The organism is Enterobacter cloacae, assembly GCF_011078175.1.
Classification (GTDB): domain Bacteria; phylum Pseudomonadota; class Gammaproteobacteria; order Enterobacterales; family Enterobacteriaceae; genus Enterobacter; species Enterobacter cloacae_Q.
This window is the reverse complement of the sequence record NZ_JAALCJ010000010.1, coordinates 96,763-116,735: the sequence shown is the minus strand read 5'-3', so window position 1 is coordinate 116,735 and position 19,973 is coordinate 96,763. Positions and strand designations below refer to the sequence as shown.

General features: G+C 52.8%; 17 protein-coding genes and 1 rRNA gene. 8 read left to right on the top strand and 10 right to left on the bottom strand.

The window, feature by feature from the left end; translation table 11 throughout:
- Positions 1–99, top strand: a 5S ribosomal RNA gene (gene rrf, locus G6Q29_RS19360); the annotation flags it as partial.
- A 99-nt stretch (positions 100–198) separates the two neighbouring features.
- Here rrf and mobB read toward each other — a convergent pair.
- On the bottom strand, positions 199–702 hold the full coding sequence (gene mobB / locus G6Q29_RS19355; RefSeq protein WP_165466774.1) for a molybdopterin-guanine dinucleotide biosynthesis protein MobB: 504 nt from the start codon (positions 700–702) through the stop codon (positions 199–201).
- The gene (mobA, locus tag G6Q29_RS19350) at positions 699–1,283 is read right to left on the bottom strand and encodes a molybdenum cofactor guanylyltransferase MobA (RefSeq protein WP_165466773.1); all 585 of its coding nucleotides are present in this window, start codon (positions 1,281–1,283) and stop codon (positions 699–701) included. The genes mobB and mobA overlap by 4 nt, the downstream gene beginning before the upstream one ends.
- 68 nt (positions 1,284–1,351) lie before the next feature.
- Between mobA and G6Q29_RS19345 the strand changes: the two genes are divergently transcribed.
- From G6Q29_RS19345 to dsbA, 3 genes are all read left to right on the top strand, one after another.
- Complete coding sequence (locus G6Q29_RS19345; protein ID WP_003861904.1) at positions 1,352–1,621, top strand: YihD family protein; 270 nt, start codon at positions 1,352–1,354, stop codon at positions 1,619–1,621.
- Positions 1,622–1,696: 75 nt separating this feature from the next.
- Positions 1,697–2,683, top strand: a complete 987-nt coding sequence (locus G6Q29_RS19340; protein WP_165466772.1) for a serine/threonine protein kinase — start codon at positions 1,697–1,699, stop codon at positions 2,681–2,683.
- Between the two features lie 27 nt (positions 2,684–2,710).
- On the top strand, positions 2,711–3,334 hold the full coding sequence (gene dsbA / locus G6Q29_RS19335) for a thiol:disulfide interchange protein DsbA (RefSeq protein WP_003861908.1): 624 nt from the start codon (positions 2,711–2,713) through the stop codon (positions 3,332–3,334).
- Positions 3,335–3,356: 22 nt separating this feature from the next.
- On the opposite strand, the gene G6Q29_RS19330 is transcribed toward dsbA, so the two are convergent.
- Positions 3,357–4,265 (bottom strand): acyltransferase, encoded by a 909-nt coding sequence (locus G6Q29_RS19330; RefSeq protein WP_165466771.1) that lies wholly within the window; start codon positions 4,263–4,265, stop codon positions 3,357–3,359.
- Between the two features lie 439 nt (positions 4,266–4,704).
- Here G6Q29_RS19330 and polA point away from each other — a divergent pair, with 439 nt between their 5' ends.
- Positions 4,705–7,497, top strand: a complete 2,793-nt coding sequence (polA, locus tag G6Q29_RS19325) for a DNA polymerase I (protein WP_165466770.1) — start codon at positions 4,705–4,707, stop codon at positions 7,495–7,497.
- A gap of 313 nt (positions 7,498–7,810) precedes the next feature.
- On the opposite strand, the gene yihA is transcribed toward polA, so the two are convergent.
- The gene (gene yihA, locus G6Q29_RS19320) at positions 7,811–8,440 is read right to left on the bottom strand and encodes a ribosome biogenesis GTP-binding protein YihA/YsxC (RefSeq protein ID WP_003861913.1); all 630 of its coding nucleotides are present in this window, start codon (positions 8,438–8,440) and stop codon (positions 7,811–7,813) included.
- A gap of 580 nt (positions 8,441–9,020) precedes the next feature.
- Between yihA and yihI the strand changes: the two genes are divergently transcribed.
- Together yihI and hemN are read left to right on the top strand one after the other, a co-directional pair.
- Entirely contained in the window at positions 9,021–9,536 is a 516-nt protein-coding gene (gene yihI, locus G6Q29_RS19315; RefSeq protein WP_165466769.1) for a Der GTPase-activating protein YihI, read from the top strand.
- 188 nt (positions 9,537–9,724) lie between these two features.
- Positions 9,725–11,098 (top strand): oxygen-independent coproporphyrinogen III oxidase, encoded by a 1,374-nt coding sequence (hemN, locus tag G6Q29_RS19310; RefSeq protein ID WP_165466768.1) that lies wholly within the window; start codon positions 9,725–9,727, stop codon positions 11,096–11,098.
- A 99-nt stretch (positions 11,099–11,197) separates the two neighbouring features.
- On the opposite strand, the gene G6Q29_RS19305 is transcribed toward hemN, so the two are convergent.
- From G6Q29_RS19305 to glnA, 4 genes are all read right to left on the bottom strand, one after another.
- Positions 11,198–11,308 carry a YshB family small membrane protein gene (locus tag G6Q29_RS19305; protein ID WP_017382667.1) on the bottom strand — a complete coding sequence of 37 codons (111 nt, stop codon included), beginning with the start codon at positions 11,306–11,308 and terminating at the stop codon, positions 11,198–11,200.
- A 110-nt stretch (positions 11,309–11,418) separates the two neighbouring features.
- A complete protein-coding gene (gene glnG, locus G6Q29_RS19300) occupies positions 11,419–12,831 on the bottom strand; it encodes a nitrogen regulation protein NR(I) (RefSeq protein WP_063449670.1) in 1,413 nt (470 codons plus the stop codon).
- Between the two features lie 11 nt (positions 12,832–12,842).
- Positions 12,843–13,892 carry a nitrogen regulation protein NR(II) gene (gene glnL, locus G6Q29_RS19295; RefSeq protein WP_003861923.1) on the bottom strand — a complete coding sequence of 350 codons (1,050 nt, stop codon included), beginning with the start codon at positions 13,890–13,892 and terminating at the stop codon, positions 12,843–12,845.
- 167 nt (positions 13,893–14,059) lie between these two features.
- On the bottom strand, positions 14,060–15,469 hold the full coding sequence (glnA, locus tag G6Q29_RS19290) for a glutamate--ammonia ligase (RefSeq protein ID WP_003861925.1): 1,410 nt from the start codon (positions 15,467–15,469) through the stop codon (positions 14,060–14,062).
- Positions 15,470–15,846: 377 nt separating this feature from the next.
- Between glnA and typA the strand changes: the two genes are divergently transcribed.
- Entirely contained in the window at positions 15,847–17,670 is a 1,824-nt protein-coding gene (typA, locus tag G6Q29_RS19285) for a ribosome-dependent GTPase TypA (protein ID WP_006808726.1), read from the top strand.
- Positions 17,671–17,748: 78 nt separating this feature from the next.
- Here the strand turns inward: typA and ompL are convergent, their stop codons facing one another.
- Positions 17,749–18,441 (bottom strand): porin OmpL, encoded by a 693-nt coding sequence (gene ompL / locus G6Q29_RS19280; protein WP_165466767.1) that lies wholly within the window; start codon positions 18,439–18,441, stop codon positions 17,749–17,751.
- 74 nt (positions 18,442–18,515) lie between these two features.
- Positions 18,516–19,940, bottom strand: a complete 1,425-nt coding sequence (locus G6Q29_RS19275) for an MFS transporter (RefSeq protein ID WP_165466766.1) — start codon at positions 19,938–19,940, stop codon at positions 18,516–18,518.
- Positions 19,941–19,973 lie beyond the last annotated feature (33 nt).

Genomic DNA, 19,973 nt, shown 5'->3' with positions numbered 1-19,973 from the left:
GGTGGTCCCACCTGACCCCATGCCGAACTCAGAAGTGAAACGCCGTAGCGCCGATGGTAGTGTGGGGTCTCCCCATGTGAGAGTAGGGAACTGCCAGGCATCAAACAAGTGAAGAGGCCATCCGCAAGGATGGCCTTTTTGCGTTTTTGCACCACTGAATTTTACATGCCGGGTAAGATGAAGCCGCCACCCGGCAGGTCACTGCGCACTCCACGTCACAATAAACGCCGCAATCCCATCCACATCATTTAAATCCAGCACCGGAATCTCCAGCGGTAACGAAACATCACTGGCCACGGCAATCACATGCTCATCCAGCGTTAATTCGCTAATATCATGCCCGGCATCGCTTCTGAACAGCAGGATCTTCGCAACAGCCTCATGCTTAAATCCCTCAACCAGCACCAGATCCAGCGTGGAGTGATCCATCCGGCTGACAAGATAAGCGAGATCCAGCGGTGCTTCATCCGGTGTTTCGGTCATTAACGCCCAGCGCTGGTTACTCGCCACCATCGTTTGTGCAGCGCCAGCCTTACGCAGCTCATAGCTATCTTTCCCCGGCTTATCGATATCCATGTTATGGTGCGTATGCTTAATCAATCCGGGACGAATGCCTTTGACGCAAAGCGCAGGTATCAGTTTTTTTAGCAGCGTAGTCTTTCCGGTGCCACTCCATGCAGAAATCGCTAAAACGGGTATCATTTCTCCTCCTGCATCATCTTTAAATCTTCCGAGGTGTTCACATTCACAAATGCCGATTTCATGTCGCTGAAATCAACGGAATGACCTCCTGACTGACGCATAAAGACCATCACCCGTCGCTCTCCTTCGGCCAGGTAAGCTTCCAATGCAGGTATTAACGAGCGATTAACCAATGCGATAGTCGGATGGTCGCGTTCACCGTCGTGTACCCAGACGACGGGAGCGCCATCGCGCCGCTGCACCAGACGTTCAACCAGACAGGAAGGGATGAAAGGCGTATCACATGAACAAAAGAGAAACCACTCTCCGTGCGACTGCTGCATAACGGAAAGCATTCCCGCCAGCGGACCGGGGTAGTCCACAAGGTTATCCTGATAAACCGGATACCCGCTGCGCTGATAAATATCAACATGTCGGTTAGCGCTAATCGCCATCGACGACACCTGATCTGCCAGCGTATCAGCAACATGCTGCCATAAGGGAGTGTTGTTCAGGAGCTGAAGCCCCTTATCCTTTCCGCCCATTCGCGTTGCCCTGCCCCCGGCCAGAACGACCCCGATGATTTCCTGGCATTGATTCACGAATATCGCCTCTTTTATTGTGGGATTGACCCTGCTAACGTGTCTCTCTAAATGAAAGGAGCACTACCATGAAATGTAAACGTCTTAATGAAGTCATAGAGCTTCTCCAGCCAGCCTGGCAAAAAGAGCCAGAGCTGAATCTGATGCAATTTTTACAGAAACTGGCGAAAGAGTCAGGTTTTGATGGCGAACTGGCTGACCTTTCTGACGACATCCTGATCTATCACCTGAAAATGCGTGACTCTGCCAAAGATGCTGTAATTCCTGGGATTCAGAAAGACTATGAGGAAGATTTTAAAACCGCTTTACTGCGCGCTCGAGGCGTAATTAAAGAGTAAAAGCTTGTAAGCGGAGCCACCGAAGTCGCCACAAGATGATATCCTGAATCATTCGTATAATTTCCGGATGATCGGATGAACGACCAGGCTTTTACTTTCCAGACACTACACCCGGATACCATTATGGATGCGCTGTTCGAACAGGGTATTCGGGTGGATTCCGGGTTAACCCCTTTAAACAGCTACGAAAACCGCGTCTATCAATTTCAGGACGAAGAGCGCCAGCGCTTTGTCGTAAAGTTTTACCGTCCACAGCGCTGGTCCGCAGAACAAATTCAGGAAGAGCATCAGTTTGCCCACGATCTGTTGGATGACGATGTTCCCGTTGCGGCACCGCTCAAATTCAATAACCAAACGCTGCTGACCCATCAGGGATTTTATTACGCGATATTTCCGAGCCTGGGCGGAAGACAGTTTGAGGCGGATAATATTGATCAGATGGAATGGGTCGCCCGCTATCTGGGGCGCATTCATCAGACGGGACGTAAAAAAACATTTGTTGCCCGTCCGACAATTGGTGTGCAGGAATATCTTATTGAGTCGCGACAGGTATTCGAAACATCGGCGCTGATCCCGAATGCGCTAAAGGATAATTTCCTCACGGCGACCGATAAGCTTATTGATGCTGTAAAAGCCTGCTGGCGGGATGATATTACTACTCTGCGCCTGCACGGTGACTGCCACGCCGGGAATATTCTCTGGCGCGATGGGCCGCTATTTGTCGATCTTGATGACGCACGTATGGGACCCGCGGTGCAGGATCTGTGGATGCTGCTCAACGGTGATAAAGCCGAGCAGCGCATGCAGCTTGAGACCATAATTGAAGCTTATGAAGAGTTTAGCCCCTTTAATTCAGACGAAATTGCCTTGATAGAGCCTTTACGTGCGATGCGATTTGTTTATTATCTCGCGTGGTTAATCAGGCGTTGGGAAGACCCGGCTTTTCCCCGAAATTTCCCCTGGCTTACCGGGGAGGATTACTGGCGCAACCAGATATCCACATTTACCGAGCAGGTTAAGGTTCTACAGGAACCCCCTTTGCAATTAACGCCGATGTATTAATTGGACACACCCAGGAGAGAGTTAATCATGAAAAAAATTTGGCTGGCGCTGGCTGGTATGATTCTGGCATTTAGCGCAACTGCTGCGCAGTTTACCGACGGCAAGCAGTACATCACGCTGGACAAACCTGTTGCTGGCGAGCCTCAAGTGCTGGAGTTCTTCTCCTTCTACTGCCCGCATTGCTACGAGTTTGAGCAGGTACTTCATGTTTCAGACAATGTGAAGAAAAAGCTGCCGGAAGGCACTAAAATGACGAAATACCACGTTGAGTTCCTTGGCCCACTGGGTAAAGATCTGACTCAGGCATGGGCGGTCGCGATTGCGCTGGGCGTGGAAGATAAAATCACCGCGCCTATGTTTGAAGCCGTACAGAAAACCCAGACCGTACAAACTACAGCAGATATCCGTAAAGTGTTCGTGGATGCCGGTGTGAAAGGTGAAGACTACGACGCGGCCTGGAACAGTTTTGTGGTGAAATCTCTCGTGGCACAGCAGGAAAAAGCTGCCGCTGACTTCCAGTTGCAGGGCGTGCCGGCGATGTATGTTAACGGCAAATACCAGGTGAATATGCGTGGTATGGACACGACCAGCATGGATATCTTTGTACAACAGTACGCTGATACCGTGAAATACCTGGTTGAGAAAAAGTAACAAACATAAAGAAAAACGCCGGTCACTGACCGGCGTTTTTGTATGAAGATTTAATCTTCGTTATCTGTTCGTCTTTCTCGTTCCAGAGTGTATTAAGCCAAAGCTGGAAACGACGTTTGAAGTTTTTATCGTTTACATAATCCCCGTGCAGGTCAGTGTTGACGGGGACCAGATTAACGCGGACAACGATACGCGTCAGCTTGCCGCTGAGCATATCGTAGAATGGCGTCCTGTCGTTTTCCGGATAGCAGAGCGTTACGTTCAACAATTTGTCGAACTGCTCACCCAGCACGTTGAGCGCCATTGCGATACCCGCAGCCTTTGGCGGCAACAGGTTCTGATAGGGAGAGCGGGTCTGCTGACGCTTCTCTTCAGTAAAGCGCGATCCTTCGACGAAGTTAACAATGGTGGTGGGATGCGCGCGAAACTTCTCGCAAGAACGGCGCGTGGTTTCCACGTCTTTACCACGGCGTTCCGGATGACGAATTAAATAGCTGCGTGAATAACGTTTCATAAACGGCATATCCAGCGCCCAGCAGGCCAGGCCAATGAAAGGTACCCAGGCCAACTGCTGTTTCAGGAAGTATTTGTTCATCGGAATGTGCTTGCGAAACAGCACACACAATACAACGATATCGGCCCAGCTGTGATGATTGCAGATCAGCAGATACCAGTTCTTTTTATTCAGCTTCTCCAGACCCTGAACATCCCACTTCAACCAGGGGTTCAGATGCAACAGGATCGCCAGCCCCTCGCACCAGCAGTACATCATAAAATTACAAAAAGCAGACACCGCGCGCCATACCGGAGGCACAGGCAGCAGGAGCTTAAGTATTCCGGCAACAATTATTGGCACAGAACAGGCGATGGTAACCAGAATAGTTAAAATGACGCTTAACAATAATGTTATCGCAGCGAGTATTCTCGACATGATGATATTTTTCAGATAGTTAGCTGTAATTGAGCAGCCGGCTATCCGGTGCTGGGCGCCGATCTTAACAGAAAATCGCGTGGGCAAGGGCGCTTTCACACCACGAAGCATCGGCTTTCACTGTCAGGCAGCCAATTTTTCTATATAAGAAGAGTGCTTAAGTCTTATATCCACATAGACTAAATAACCATCAGTGAGGCGTGATCTTCATTGATCTAATCCTAATATATTGATTTTCATATATAATTAAGTTCTCGGCATTAGATTGATTGAACTGTTATTCACCTGTATTAAAAATATGCACAAACTTATCCACAGTTTTGTTTTGCGAGCGATCTTCCCGATCGCAAAATCTTTTTCTATATAAAGCGCTAAAACCTGATGTTTTCATCCTTCTGTGGCATCCTTTACCCATAAATTCATAAAAGGCACGGACATTATGGTTCAGATCCCAGAAAACCCACTTATACTCGTCGATGGCTCTTCTTACCTGTATCGGGCGTATCATGCGTTTCCTCCTCTGACCAACAGCGCAGGAGAACCTACCGGCGCAATGTACGGCGTGCTGAATATGCTGCGCAGCCTGATTCTGCAATACCATCCAACCCATGCGGCCGTGGTGTTTGATGCGAAGGGTAAAACCTTCCGCGATGAATTATTTGAGCACTACAAATCTCACCGTCCTCCTATGCCTGACGATCTGCGCGCGCAGATTGAACCGCTGCACGCTATGGTGAAAGCGATGGGACTACCCCTGCTGGCGGTCTCAGGTGTTGAAGCTGACGACGTAATAGGTACCCTGGCGCGCGAAGCGGAAAAAGCAGGCCGCCCGGTGTTGATCAGTACCGGCGATAAAGACATGGCGCAACTGGTAACGCCTGGGATCACGCTGATCAACACCATGACCAACACCATTCTTGGCCCGGAAGAAGTGGTCGCTAAATATGGCGTGCCGCCTGAACTCATTATTGATTTCCTCGCGCTGATGGGCGACTCCTCGGACAACATTCCTGGCGTGCCGGGCGTGGGCGAAAAAACAGCTCAGGCGCTGCTGCAAGGGCTGGGCGGGCTGGATACGCTATATGAGGAGTCCGACAAAATTGCCGGTCTTACCTTCCGTGGGGCAAAAACCATGGCCGGTAAGCTTGCTGATAACAAAGAGGTGGCTTATCTCTCCTACCAGTTGGCCACCATCAAAACCGACGTAGAGTTGGAACTGACCTGCGAACAGCTGGAAGTGCAGGAACCCGCCGCAGACGAATTGCTTGGTCTGTTCAGAAAATACGAATTTAAACGCTGGACTGCGGATGTTGAAGCCGGCAAATGGCTTCAGGCGAAGGGAGCAAAACCTGCGGCGAAGCCGAAAGAGACCATCGTTGTCGATGCCGAAGAGCAGGCTGAAAAGGAGGCGACAGCGCTCTCCTTCGACAACTATGAAACTGTCCTTGAGGAATCACAACTTGTTGCCTGGATTGAAAAGCTGAAAAAAGCGCCAGTATTTGCCTTCGATACCGAAACGGACAGCCTCGATAACATTTCTGCTAATTTGGTGGGCCTGTCATTCGCGACGGAGCCGGGTATTGCCGCTTATGTTCCGGTAGCTCACGACTATCTGGATGCGCCGGAGCAAATCTCCCGCGAGCGTGCATTAGAACTGCTGAAGCCAATTCTTGAAGACGAGAAAGCGCTGAAGGTCGGGCAAAACCTGAAGTACGACCGCGGTATTCTGCAAAACTACGGCATTGAGCTGCGTGGTATCGCCTTTGATACCATGCTGGAATCCTACATTCTGGACAGCGTGGCGGGCCGCCATGATATGGATTCCTTATCCGATCGTTGGCTCAAACACAAAACCATCACTTTTGAAGAAATTGCCGGTAAGGGCAAAAATCAGCTGACCTTTAACCAGATTGCGCTGGAAGAAGCTGGCCGCTACGCTGCGGAAGATGCTGACGTCACGTTACAGCTGCATCTCAAAATGTGGCCGAAGTTGCAGAAGCATGAAGGGCCGCTGAATGTGTTCCAGAACATTGAGATGCCGCTGGTGCCTGTGCTGTCCCGCATTGAGCGTAACGGTGTTAAAATCGACCCGACGGTGCTGCATAACCATTCTGGCGAGCTGGCGCAGCGCCTGACCGAGCTTGAACAGAAAGCGCATGAGCTTGCGGGCGAGGCATTCAACCTGTCTTCACCGAAACAGCTGCAAACCATCTTGTTTGAAAAACAGGGTATCAAGCCTCTGAAAAAAACCCCGGGCGGTGCCCCTTCAACATCTGAAGAGGTGCTGGAAGAGCTGGCGCTGGACTACCCCCTGCCAAAAGTTATTTTGCAATACCGTGGCCTTGCTAAGCTGAAATCGACCTATACCGACAAACTGCCGCTGATGATCAACCCGAAAACGGGCCGCGTACACACCTCCTATCACCAGGCAGTGGCGGCGACCGGGCGCCTTTCGTCAACCGATCCTAACCTCCAGAACATTCCGGTACGTAATGAAGAGGGCCGCCGTATTCGCCAGGCTTTCATTGCACCAGAGGATTACCTGATTGTCTCCGCGGACTACTCGCAAATCGAGCTGCGCATTATGGCGCACCTGTCTCGCGACAAAGGCCTGCTGACGGCATTTGCCGAAGGGAAGGACATCCACCGGGCTACCGCTGCCGAGGTATTTGGGCTGCCGCTGGAGAGCGTGACAAACGAACAGCGTCGTAGCGCAAAAGCGATCAACTTCGGCCTGATTTACGGCATGAGTGCCTTTGGCCTCTCACGCCAGCTCAACATTCCGCGTAAAGAGTCGCAGAAGTATATGGATCTCTACTTCGAGCGGTATCCGGGCGTGCTGGAATATATGGAGCGGACCCGTGCGCAGGCGAAAGAGAATGGCTACGTTGAAACGCTGGATGGCCGTCGTCTCTACCTTCCGGATATCAAATCCAGCAACGCCGCGCGCCGCGCGGGTGCCGAACGTGCTGCGATCAACGCCCCTATGCAGGGCACGGCGGCAGACATCATTAAACGTGCGATGATCGCCGTCGATGCCTGGCTTGAAAAAGAAAAACCGCGCGTGAAAATGATCATGCAAGTACACGATGAACTGGTCTTTGAAGTGCATAAAGACGATCTGGAGACGGTCTCTCAGAAGATCCATGAACTGATGGAAAACAGCATGAAGCTGGACGTTCCGTTGCTGGTGGAAGTGGGTAGCGGGGAAAACTGGGATCAGGCTCACTAAGGGTTAACGGAATAACGCGCGTTTTATGTAAGTAAGCAACATAAGTACGTGCGTTTTGTGACGATCATTAGAATTCCCTATGTAAAGAATGAAAAAAAACTACAAAAAGTGCTTTGTCCAGCGATAAAAAAAGAGTAGAGTTAACGACGTAGGGTACAGAGGTAAGATGTTCTATCTTTCAGACCTTTTACTTCACGTAATCGGATTTGGCTGAATATTTTAGCCGCCCCAGTCAGTAATGACTGGGGCGTTTTTTATTGCGGCAAAGAAAGTTTTCAGGCGAAAAAAAGCGCGGTCATCGCCGCGCCTGTTGTTACTCTGCTTCCGCTTCAGTCGCTGGTTCCAGATCGTTAAACCAGCTGTCGAGCTTCTGACGCAGTTTATCCACGCCCTGCTTTTTAAGCGAGGAGAACGGTTCAACCTGTACATCACCGTTGAATGCCAGCACCGCTTCACGAACCTTGTTCACCTGCGCCTTGCGCGCGCCGCTCGCCAGTTTATCCGCTTTTGTGAGCAGCACCAGTACCGCAATATCGCTTGCCACCGCCCAGTCAATCATCTGTTGATCGAGATCTTTCAGCGGATGGCGAATATCCATCAGCACCACCAGACCTTTCAGACACATGCGTTTTTCCAGGTATTCACCCAGCGCGCGCTGCCATTTGATCTTCATCTCTTCGGGTACCTGCGCGTAGCCATACCCCGGTAAATCGACCAGGCGTTTACCTTCAGCTACTTCAAAAAGGTTAATCAGCTGAGTACGGCCAGGTGTTTTTGAGGTACGCGCCAGGTTTTTCTGATTGGTCAGCGTGTTCAGGGCGCTGGATTTTCCCGCATTGGAGCGGCCAGCAAATGCCACTTCAATCCCTGTATCTGAGGGTAAGTGGCGAATATCGGGCGCACTGGTGACAAAATGCGTCTGTTGGTAGTTCCAGGTAGTCACGTGGTCGTCTCCAAAAATCGTAATCTGCGGGGGATTATACCTGAATGCAGGCAAAAGGCTTTTCCCATCGTCACTGACATGTAAGTGAAAGCCCTACTGAATGTGAGAGATCTGCCCTTATATATATGAGAAATTTAAGAGAAATCGTAGGCGCAAAAAATCTCAAGATATTAAAATTCAAAGAGTTAATGATGAGTAATTATCTGAAAATCCGGTTTTGTACCTTTTTGTTGCTTGTTAGTTTAAGGGAACAAGGTAAAGTGTGTGCCACGGCGAGGATGCCAACAGGATAACGACTTAAGGATAAGGGTCAGGAGCGCCAGGAGGCGAAGACTCAGGATTGTCAGGACGACCGGCGCCTGGAGGCGTTTTTAACAGGAAACGGAACCGTATCACGGACGGTAGTAGCCAAGGGAAAAACAGGGTTTGTTGCAGGCAAACAGGGAATGTCTGACCCGTTAAGGGTTGTGAGTCAGGAAAAAAGGCGACAGATTGCTCTGTCGCCTTTTTTCTTTGCTTGCTTTCTGCTAGATTTCGCCGCAATTCTATACTGAAGAAAACGACTTAAAGATAAAACATCATGAAAAAACCGACCTCCGCTGCGGGCGCGAAACGCCCTGCAAAAGCACGCCGCAAAACGCGCGAAGAACTGAATCAGGAAGCGCGCGATCGCAAACGCGATAAAAAACATCGTGGCCATGCTGCGGGTAGCCGTGCTAACGGCGGCGGTGCCGCAGGCGCTTCTGCAAAAGGCAAACAGCAGAAAGATCCTCGAATCGGCAGTAAAACTCCCATTCCACTTGGCGTGACAGACACGCCGGTTACTAAGCAGCACAAACCAAAGAGCGAGAAACCTATGCTTTCACCGCAGGCTGAGCTGGATATGCTGGAGAATGATGAGCGCCTGGATGCGCTGCTGGAACGTCTTGAAGAGGGTGAAACCCTGACCGCCGAAGAGCAGTCCTGGGTGGACGACAAACTGGACCGCATTGATGAACTGATGCAGAAGCTGGGTCTGTCCTACGATGACGAAGAAGACGAAGAGGAAGACGAAAAGCAGGAAGATATGATGCGTCTGCTGAAAGGTGGAAACTAACATTTGCACCCGGCAGGTACACTCGTCCTGCTTATAACCCTTCCGGTTATATGTTATCTGGTGTGGTTATTCGTTAAACTACGGCGGTTGTCGCGGCGACAGAAGTGGCTGCGCACCCGAATGATGGCCCGCAACGGGACCAGAACGGGCCGCCGTATACGAACGCGACACCATCGGAAGGAGTGAGCATGTCTGTACCATCTATCGACTGGGATTTGGCCCTGATCCAGAAATATAACTATTCCGGGCCGCGTTATACCTCATACCCCACCGCGCTGGAGTTCTCTGACGCTTTCGGCGAGGCGGATTTTCAGCATGCTGTGGCGCGCTACCCCGAGCGCCCGCTGTCGCTCTACGTCCATATTCCGTTCTGCCACAAGCTCTGCTACTTCTGCGGCTGCAATAAAATCGTTACCCGCCAGCAGCATAAGGCCGATCAATACCTTGATGCGCTCGAACAAGAAATTCTGCACCGCGCACCGCTGTTTAACGGGCGCCACGTCAGCCAGCTTCACTGGGGGGGCGGTACGCCAACCTACCTGAACAAAACGCAGATCAGCCGTCTGATGGCGCTGCTGCGCGGTAATTTCAGTTTTAACGACGACGCCGAAATTTCGATCGAGGTCGATCCGCGTGAAATCGAACTCAATGTGCTGGATCATTTACGCGCCGAAGGCTTCAATCGCCTGAGTATGGGCGTGCAGGACTTCAACAAAGAAGTACAGCGTCTGGTAAACCGCGAGCAGGACGAAGCGTTTATCTTTGCCTTACTCAACCATGCGCGTGAAATCGGCTTTACCTCCACGAATATAGACCTGATTTACGGCCTGCCGAAGCAGACGCCGGAGAGCTTCGCCTACACGCTTAAACGCGTGGCTGAACTTAACCCGGACCGCCTGAGCGTCTTTAACTATGCGCACCTGCCGACGCTGTTCGCCGCTCAGCGCAAAATTAAAGATGCGGATCTGCCTTCCGCCCAGCAGAAGCTGGACATTTTACAGGAGACCATCGCCTCGCTGACCGAAACTGGCTATCAGTTTATCGGAATGGATCACTTTGCCCGTCCGGACGATGAGCTGGCGATTGCCCAGCGTGAGGGTGTCCTGCACCGTAACTTCCAGGGTTACACCACCCAGGGCGATACCGATCTGCTCGGAATGGGCGTCTCCGCCATCAGCATGATTGGTGACTGCTACGCCCAGAACCAGAAAGAGCTGAAGCTCTACTACCAGCAGGTTGATGAAGCGGGTAACGCGCTGTGGCGCGGTATTGCGCTAACCCGTGACGACTGCATCCGCCGCGATGTGATTAAGGCGCTTATCTGTAATTTCCGTCTCGATTTCAGCGATGTGGAAGCGCAATGGGATCTGCAATTCAGCGATTACTTTGCCGAAGACCTGAAGCTTCTGGCGCCGCTGGCGAAAGACGGGCTGGTGGATGTAACGGAGAGCGCGGTTGTCGTCACGCCGAAAGGGCGTCTGTTGATTCGTAATATCTGCATGTGCTTTGACGCTTATCTGCGGCAGAAGGCGCGTATGCAGCAGTTCTCGCGCGTGATTTGAACTGCAATGCCGGGGGCGGCCTTGCCTTACCCGGCCTACTTAAGTGCGAGATGTAGGCCGGGTAAGCGAAGCGCCACCCGGCTTTTCTTCGACAGCTTGCTAGCTAAACAGCCCAACCAGTGCCGCACACAATACCGCCGCAACGGCAGTTTGTGGCGTGTGGCTTTCTGCTGCTCCACTCGAAAGCAAAGTCACTAATGATTCCAGCATGATACTTCCCCCATTTTCCGGGCACGATCATACAAAACTCATCGGAACAGTAAAGCGCAAAATAACGGCATTTTGCGCTCAATTAATAACCTTTACGCAGTGGAGTAAGCTCATTCCATTCCCAGCTCTTTCAGCTTGCGCGTCAGGGTGTTTCGACCCCATCCCAACAGACGAGCCGCTTCCTGTTTGTGGCCTTGGGTATGACGAAGCGCGGTAGTTAATAGTGTGCGTTCCATCTCAGGCTGTGCTTCGGAGAGCAGATTTTGATGACCGGAACGCAGCGCGCGATCTGCCCACTGTGCCAGTAGCGTTGCCCAGCTGTCCGGCAGCGCATGCCCGGTGCTGCTTTCGGGCACGGTAGCTTCAAACAGCTCGGCAGGGAGATCCTGAATCAACACCTCCTGTCCGGCGGCCATCACAGTCAGCCAGCGGCAGGTGTTTTCCAGCTGACGCACGTTGCCCGGCCACGCCAGACGGGTGAGGGCGGCATCCGTTTCCGGATGAAGCTGCTTGGCTTCCACGCCCAGCTCGCGGGCCGCCACTTGCAGGAAATGGCGCGCAAGACGCGGGATATCTTCCCGACGCTCACGCAGCGGCGGCAGGTGGACGCGGATCACGTTCAGACGATGGAATAAATCCTCTCGGAATTTCCCCTCCTGCACGCGCAGCTCCAGGTTCTGGTGCGTCGCGGCGATAATACGCACGTCCACCTTCACCGGCGCATAACCGCCCACGCGGTAAAATTGGCCATCTGCCAGCACGCGAAGCAGTCGGGTCTGAACATCCAGCGGCATATCGCCGATTTCATCCAGGAATAGCGTTCCGCCGTCAGCCTGTTCAAAGCGTCCCTGACGAATGGTATTCGCTCCGGTAAACGCCCCTTTTTCGTGGCCGAACAGCTCAGATTCGATCAAATCTTTGGGGATCGCCGCCATGTTCAGGGCGATAAAGGGCGCTTTCGCCCGCGGGCTGTGGCGATGAAGGGCGTGTGCGACCAGCTCTTTACCGGTCCCAGATTCACCGTTAATCAAGACGCTGATAGACGAGCGCGACAAACGCCCGATGATGCGAAACACGTCCTGCATGGCCGGCGCTTCACCGATGATATCCGTCGTAGGCCCGAAATCCGGCGCGTGGCGGGGCTGCTGTTGCTCCTGATAATGGCTGATGGCGCGTTCGACCAGGGCAACGGCTTCGTCGATATCAAACGGTTTTGGCAGGTAATCAAACGCCCCCTGCTGGTATGCGCTGACGGCGGCATCCAGGTCGGAGTGGGCGGTCATTATGATGACCGGAAGCATGGGGTGCCGCTGTTTGATCTGCTTTAAAAGCGCCAGTCCGTCCATGCCCGGCATGCGAATATCCGAGAGCAGAACGTCCGGCGTTTTGGTGGTGAGTGCGTCGAGCACCTCGCTGCCGCTCTCAAACGTCGTGCAGCTTAATCCCGCTCCTGTGAGCGCGCGTTCAAGCACCCAACGGATGGAGCTATCGTCATCGACTACCCAGACTATCCCTCGTTGCATAAACGTCACCTTTATTTTTTAATCGGCAGGAAAACCGAAAACTCGGTATGTCCCGGCCAACTGGTAAATTCAATTTTGCCGGAATGTTGGTCAATTAAATTACGGGCTATGGATAATCCCAGCCCGGTGCCGCCTTCGCGACCGCTGACCATCGGGTAGAACAGGGTGTCCTGGAGATGCGGCGGGATCCCCGGTCCGTTATCTTCCACATCAATACGTGCCGCCAGACGATAACGTACGCCGTGCAGCGTCAGCTGGAACGCGGTGCGGGTACGCAGAATAATTTCGCCACCCTCCGGGCCCAGCGCCTGCAACGCGTTACGCACAATGTTCAACAGCACCTGTTCAATCTGGTCCGGATCGTGCGCCAGCTCCGGCAGACTTGGGTCGTAATCACGCACCAGCGTAACGTTGTCCGGCAGCTCCATAGAGACGAGTTTCACCACCCGCTCCGCAACCTTGTGAATGCTTTCTGAAACATGCATACCGGGCTGCTGCGGCCCGAGCAGGCGATCGACCAGATTACGCAGACGGTCCGCCTGCTCAATAATCACGTTGGTATACTCCGCCAGGGCAGGGTCAGGCAGCGCTTTGGTCAAAAGCTGTGCCGCACCGCGCAAGCCGCCCAGCGGGTTTTTAATCTCATGGGCCAGCCCGCGCACCAGGTCGCGCGCCGCAATCTGCTGCGCATGCTGAAGCTGCTCCTGGCTGAGACGACGCTGGTTATCCATCGGCGCCATTTCCAGCAGAATCATGCCATCTGGCAGGCGCTGTGCGGTGAGGGACAAAATATGCGAGCGACCGTCAATCACCAGCGTCACTTCGTTATCGGTGAAACCCTGACCCGCCTGCAAACTCTCCTGCATCAGACCAATATTCAGCGAGAAATAGCTCAGCAGTTCCGGCAGTGGCGTGCCAAACAGTTTTCGGGCGCTTTGGGCGAGCAGCTGCTGCGCCGCCGGGTTGGCGTAATGCACCGCCAGCTCGTCGTCGACCAGCAAGATACTGTTAATCAAAGAATTGAGGATCTGCCCAGCATCGGGCAGCGTGCCAGTTGCCATTCAGCAGTCTCCTGGAGTCGTTGCACTATTTTAGTGCAGTATAACGTTTTAGAGGTAAAAAGCGCGTGAGATCAGGTTGTTGGTGGAGAAAAAAGCCCATCCGAAGATGGGCTAAAGTTTCCACGGCAACTACTCCCGACGCGTATGCGCCGGGTAAAACAAATCAATTAAACGCTGTAGTACAGTTCGAACTCAACCGGGTGCGGCGTCATGCGAACGCGGTCGTTTTCTTCGGTACGCAACGCGATGTAAGCGTCGATCGCTTCATCGGTGAACACGCCGCCGGCGGTCAGGAACTCGCGGTCTGCGTCCAGCGCCTGGAGGGCTTCTTCCAGAGAGCCGGCAACCTGTGGGATCTCTTTCGCTTCTTCTGGCGGCAGGTCGTACAGGTTTTTATCCATGGCTTCGCCCGGGTGGATCTTGTTCTTGATACCGTCCAGACCGGCCATCAGCAGTGCTGCGAAGCACAGGTATGGGTTAGCCGCCGGGTCCGGGAAGCGCACTTCGATACGACGCGCTTTCGGAGACGCCACCACCGGGATACGGATAGAAGCAGAACGGTTACGGGCAGAGTATGCCAGCATCACGGGTGCTTCGTAGCCTGGGACCAGACGCTTGTAGGAGTTTGTGGTCGGGTTCGCCAGGGCGTTGATCGCTTTAGCGTGTTTAATAACACCGCCGATGTAGTGCAGCGCCTGCTCAGACAGACCCGCGTACTTGTCCCCAGAGAACAGGTTGGTGCCGTTCTTGGACAGGGACATGTGGCAGTGCATACCGGAACCGTTGTCGCCAAACATTGGTTTTGGCATGAAGGTCGCGGTTTTACCGAAACGGTGCGCAACGTTGTGCACAACGTATTTGTAGATCTGAATCTCATCCGCTTTTTTGGTCATGGTGTTGAAGCGGGTAGCGATTTCGTTCTGGCCAGCCGTCGCCACTTCGTGGTGGTGCGCTTCAACAACCAGACCCATCTCTTCCATGATCAGACACATGGTAGAACGGATGTCCTGGGAAGAATCGACCGGAGGAACCGGGAAGTAACCGCCTTTCACGCCAGGACGGTGACCTTTGTTACCCCCTTCGTACTTGGTGGAAGAGTTCCATGCGCCTTCGATGTCATCGATAGCGACGTGGGAGCCAGAAATTGAAGCACCGAAACGGATGTCGTCGAACAGGAAGAACTCTGGCTCTGGCCCGAACAGAACGGTGTCGGCGATACCGGTAGAACGCAGGTACTCTTCAGCGCGTTTTGCGATAGAGCGTGGGTCACGGTCATAGCCTTGCAGCGTGCCGGGTTCCAGGATATCGCAGCGGATGATCAGCGTAGGTTCTTCGTAGAACGGGTCAATGAGCGCAGTGGTTGCATCTGGCATCAGCACCATGTCGGATTCGTTAATGCCTTTCCAGCCGCCAATGGAGGAGCCGTCAAACATTTTGCCTTCTTCAAAGAATTCGGCGTTCACCTGATGAGCAGGGATCGTGACGTGCTGTTCTTTACCTTTGGTATCGGTGAAGCGCAGATCAACAAACTTCACTTCATGTTCGTTCAGCATCGTCAAAACGTGTTCAGCGGACATACTTAACTCTCCAGATTGGTCATTGTCGTCGTGGTAACGAGGTCTTCAAATCGGCTGGGCTGCCATTTTTTTACTGTATTTCTGTAAAGCGAAATCTGTGCCAACTTTTAAAACACCCCAAAAAGGCGTTATCATGCGCACCATAGTGCAGAAGGGCTGCACCACATTGGATTTGTTGCACCAGTATAGTGCTTCAATGTGAACATTGAGCACCATATTGGTGCAATTTACGTTAAAGTGCCCTTTTACCGCTCCGTGAAAGCGATCACAAAGCATCTCTGCAATACTTGTTTGCGGGGGATGTTTGTGATCCTGTTTTGTAGTGCGATTAATCCGTGTACAATAACGCGCTATTTCTAAATGCCTGAGGCAAAGTTGTGATCGAAAAATTGCGTAATATCGCCATCATCGCGCACGTCGACCATGGTAAAACTACCCTGGTTGATAAGCTGCTACAGCAGTCCGGTACGTTTGATGCTCGTGCCGAAACTCAAGAGCGTGTGATGGACTCCAACGATTTGGAGAAAGAGCGTGGGATTACCATCCTCGCCAAAAACACCGCTATCAAATGGAATGACTACCGTATCAACATCGTTGATACCCCAGGGCACGCCGACTTCGGTGGTGAAGTTGAGCGCGTGATGTCCATGGTGGATTCCGTGCTGCTGGTGGTTGACGCATTTGATGGCCCTATGCCGCAAACGCGCTTCGTGACCAAAAAAGCATTTGCCCATGGCCTGAAACCTATCGTTGTGATCAACAAGGTTGACCGTCCTGGTGCGCGTCCTGACTGGGTTGTTGACCAGGTCTTCGACCTGTTCGTTAACCTCGACGCGACCGACGAACAGCTGGACTTCCCTATCGTTTATGCGTCTGCGCTGAACGGTATCGCCGGTCTGGATCACGAAGACATGGCGGAAGACATGACTCCGCTGTACCAGACGATTGTTGACCGCGTTCCTGCGCCAAACGTTGACCTGGAAGGCACCCTGCAAATGCAGATCTCCCAGCTCGACTACAACAACTACGTTGGCGTAATCGGCATTGGTCGTATCAAGCGCGGTAAAGTGAAGCCTAACCAGCAGGTCACTATCATCGATAGCGAAGGTAAAACCCGTAACGGTAAAGTCGGTAAAGTGCTGACTCACCTGGGTCTTGAGCGTATCGAGAGCGACATTGCTGAAGCGGGCGACATTATCGCCATCACCGGCCTGGGTGAACTGAATATCTCCGACACCATCTGCGATCCGCAGAACGTCGAAGCGCTGCCAGCCCTGTCCGTTGATGAACCAACCGTATCCATGTTCTTCAACGTCAACACCTCTCCGTTCTGTGGTAAAGAAGGTAAGTTTGTTACCTCTCGTCAGATCCTTGACCGCCTGAACAAAGAGCTGGTGCACAACGTTGCGCTGCGCGTTGAAGAAACCGAAGACGCTGATGCATTCCGCGTTTCCGGTCGTGGTGAGCTGCACCTGTCTGTTCTGATTGAGAACATGCGTCGTGAAGGTTTCGAGATGGCGGTTTCCCGTCCGAAAGTTATCTTCCGCGAAATCGATGGCCGTAAACAAGAGCCATTCGAAAACGTAACGCTGGACGTTGAAGAGCAGCACCAGGGTTCTGTGATGCAGGCACTGGGTGAGCGTAAAGGCGACCTGAAAAACATGAATCCAGATGGCAAAGGCCGCGTACGTCTCGACTACGTGATCCCAAGCCGTGGCCTGATCGGCTTCCGTTCTGAGTTCATGACCATGACTTCTGGTACCGGTCTGCTGTACTCCACCTTCAGCCACTACGACGACGTTCGTCCGGGCGAAGTGGGCCAGCGTAACAACGGCGTACTGATCTCCAACGGTCAGGGTAAAGCGGTTGCGTTTGCGCTGTTCGGTTTGCAGGACCGCGGTAAGCTGTTCCTGGGCCACGGTGCTGAAGTTTACGAAGGCCAGATCATCGGTATTCACAGCCGTTCTAACGACCTGACCGTAAACTGCCTGACCGGTAAGAAACTGACCAACATGCGTGCGTCCGGTACTGACGAAGCAACGGTTCTGGTTCCACCGATCAAGATGACGCTGGAGCAGGCTCTGGAATTCATCGATGATGACGAACTGGTCGAAGTGACGCCTCAGTCAATTCGTATCCGTAAACGTCACCTGACCGAGAACGATCGTAAACGTGCTATGCGCGGTGCGAAAGAAGAGTAATTCGGTTATGCCGTAGGCCGGGTAAGCGCAAGCGCCACCCGGCAACGAAAAGCCGCTGAGCGATCAGCGGCTTTTTTATTAGAACGAATACCGCAACCCTAAACGGATCCGGTACTGCTCGCGGTTGTAATCATTCCATCGGTCCAGCCACTGTAGCTCAAGATACGGCAGCCAGTTTCTGTCGATCTTATAGCTGAATTTATTGGTGATTTCCCAGTGATGGTCTTTGCCATTTTTGCTGTGGTAATCATTCACCCGCTGGAAAAAGTGCGGCTCAAAGGTGTAGAAAAACGCATCCGTCACTTTGAAGTTCCAGTAGTTGGCGAATTCATGCGTGTCGTTCTTATCCATCTGCCCGTTATAGTCCGGCGTATCGTAATTGTTATGGTTATAGCGATAGCGGAACGTCAGATTAAACCAGTCCGTAAATTTATAGTTGGTATCTAAATAAACCGCGCCACCCGATCCTGCGCTGCTGTCGTTAATTAACCCGCCGGGCTGAAAGGTCAGTTTGTCGGTCGGTTTGAAGAGTGGATATGGATACCACCCCTCGATTTCGTTATAGCTGTGCTTTAGCTCATCCCATTTCCCCACGTTATAGGCATTGGTGAACATCAGTCCCGCGCCCATATCGAAGTTATAGCCCGCACGGAGGATCACCTCGTGCAGCTCAGAGGCGGTGTTGTAAGCTTCGCGCGTTTCAACATAGGCTCCGGCAAAAACCGGGCAGGACACAGACGACACGATCAGTACGGTGATGATTCTTTTCATAATTTGTCCATGTATCAGGTACAGAAAGGCCTTCCTCCTGATAAACAGGAAGGACATATTGGCCGGATTTATTGTTATAAAGTGACTGCTGACGCTTTATTGTTGGTGGTTATCTCAGGGGTATTCGCTGATTGTTTTTTCCGTTTTCCAATCTCCTCGATAATAAAGGCGAAGCGCGCTTCGTTGAGTTTATAAAACAGCCCCATGGTGACGGCGGCAACGATCGCCAGGCCGCACGGCCAGAGGAAAATAAGCTGACGCAACCCAAGCAGCGTGCCCGCGCTCTGCACGGCATGGGGAACGTAGCCAATCTGGGTCAGCATGATGCCTGGCAGGAAGCCAGCGAGGGCGGCGGATATTTTGCGCGAGAAGGTGTAACCGGTGTAAACCGACCCCTCGGCGCGGATGCCGGTTTTCCATTCGCCGTAATCGACGGTATCTGGCACCAGCGCCCAGTTCAGGCTGTTCACAAACGCCGTGCCGAAAAAGGCCATGCAGGAAAAGAGCACGAACAGCAGGGAGCTGGTCCCCCAGAAGAAATTCAGCACGTCGCCCACTGCCCACAGCGTCAGCCCACCCAGATAGACCGGCTTCTTGCCGAAGCGCTTCACCGCGCCGGGCACCAGAAACACGCCAATCAGAATGCAGCCCATGCTGAAAAAGCCCATCCACGACAGCAGGTGCAGATCGTTCAGCACGTACTGGGTGTAATAGACCTGAATCGCCAGCTTGATGTTAAACGCGGCGAGGGTACACAGGTTGGCGATGCACAGCACCAGCAGCGGCGGATTGCGGAAAATCGCGCAGAACGATTTCAGAATGCCGGGCTTATGGTGATCGGGCGTGAGCTCCACGTAGCGCTCTTTCACCCCGCTGTAGCACCACCACATGCAGAACAGGCCACCCGTCACAAACACCAGCGCGGCCACCAGATAACCGAGTGAGGATTGGCTGACGAATAGCGCCTGAATCGGCATAAAGCCGACGGTGCAGAGCAGCAGCCCCACCGTTGCGCCGCCCTGACGCCAGGCGGCAAGCTGCGCGCGCTCGTTCGGGTTTTTGGTTATCGCCGGAACCATCGCGCCGTAAGAGCAATTCATCAGGCTATAGCTGAGGCCAAACAGCATAAAGAGCACCGTGGCGAGCGCCGTTTTCACCGTCAGGCTAAAGTCGTTGGCCATAAACTGCGCCGTGGCCACCAGCGCCACCGGGACGGAGGCGTAGAGAATGAATGGCCGGAATTTCCCCCGCGCGCCGATATTACGCCGGGAGTCCAGCAGCACCCCGGTCAGCATGTCGGTAAACGCGGTGAAAAACTTGGCGACGAGGAAAATAATGCCGCCATAGAACGCCGGCATGCCCAGTTCATCGGTGTAAAACTTCAGCAGATACAGCGTGCCAATACACAGCATCAGATTCGAGCCAAAATCGCCCATCCCGTAGGCGCACTTCTCACGCAGGCTCAGTTTCAGGGTTAACGGATCAGTATTATGTTTCATGGTCGATCCTCAGAGCGCCCCGCAGGGCGCTCT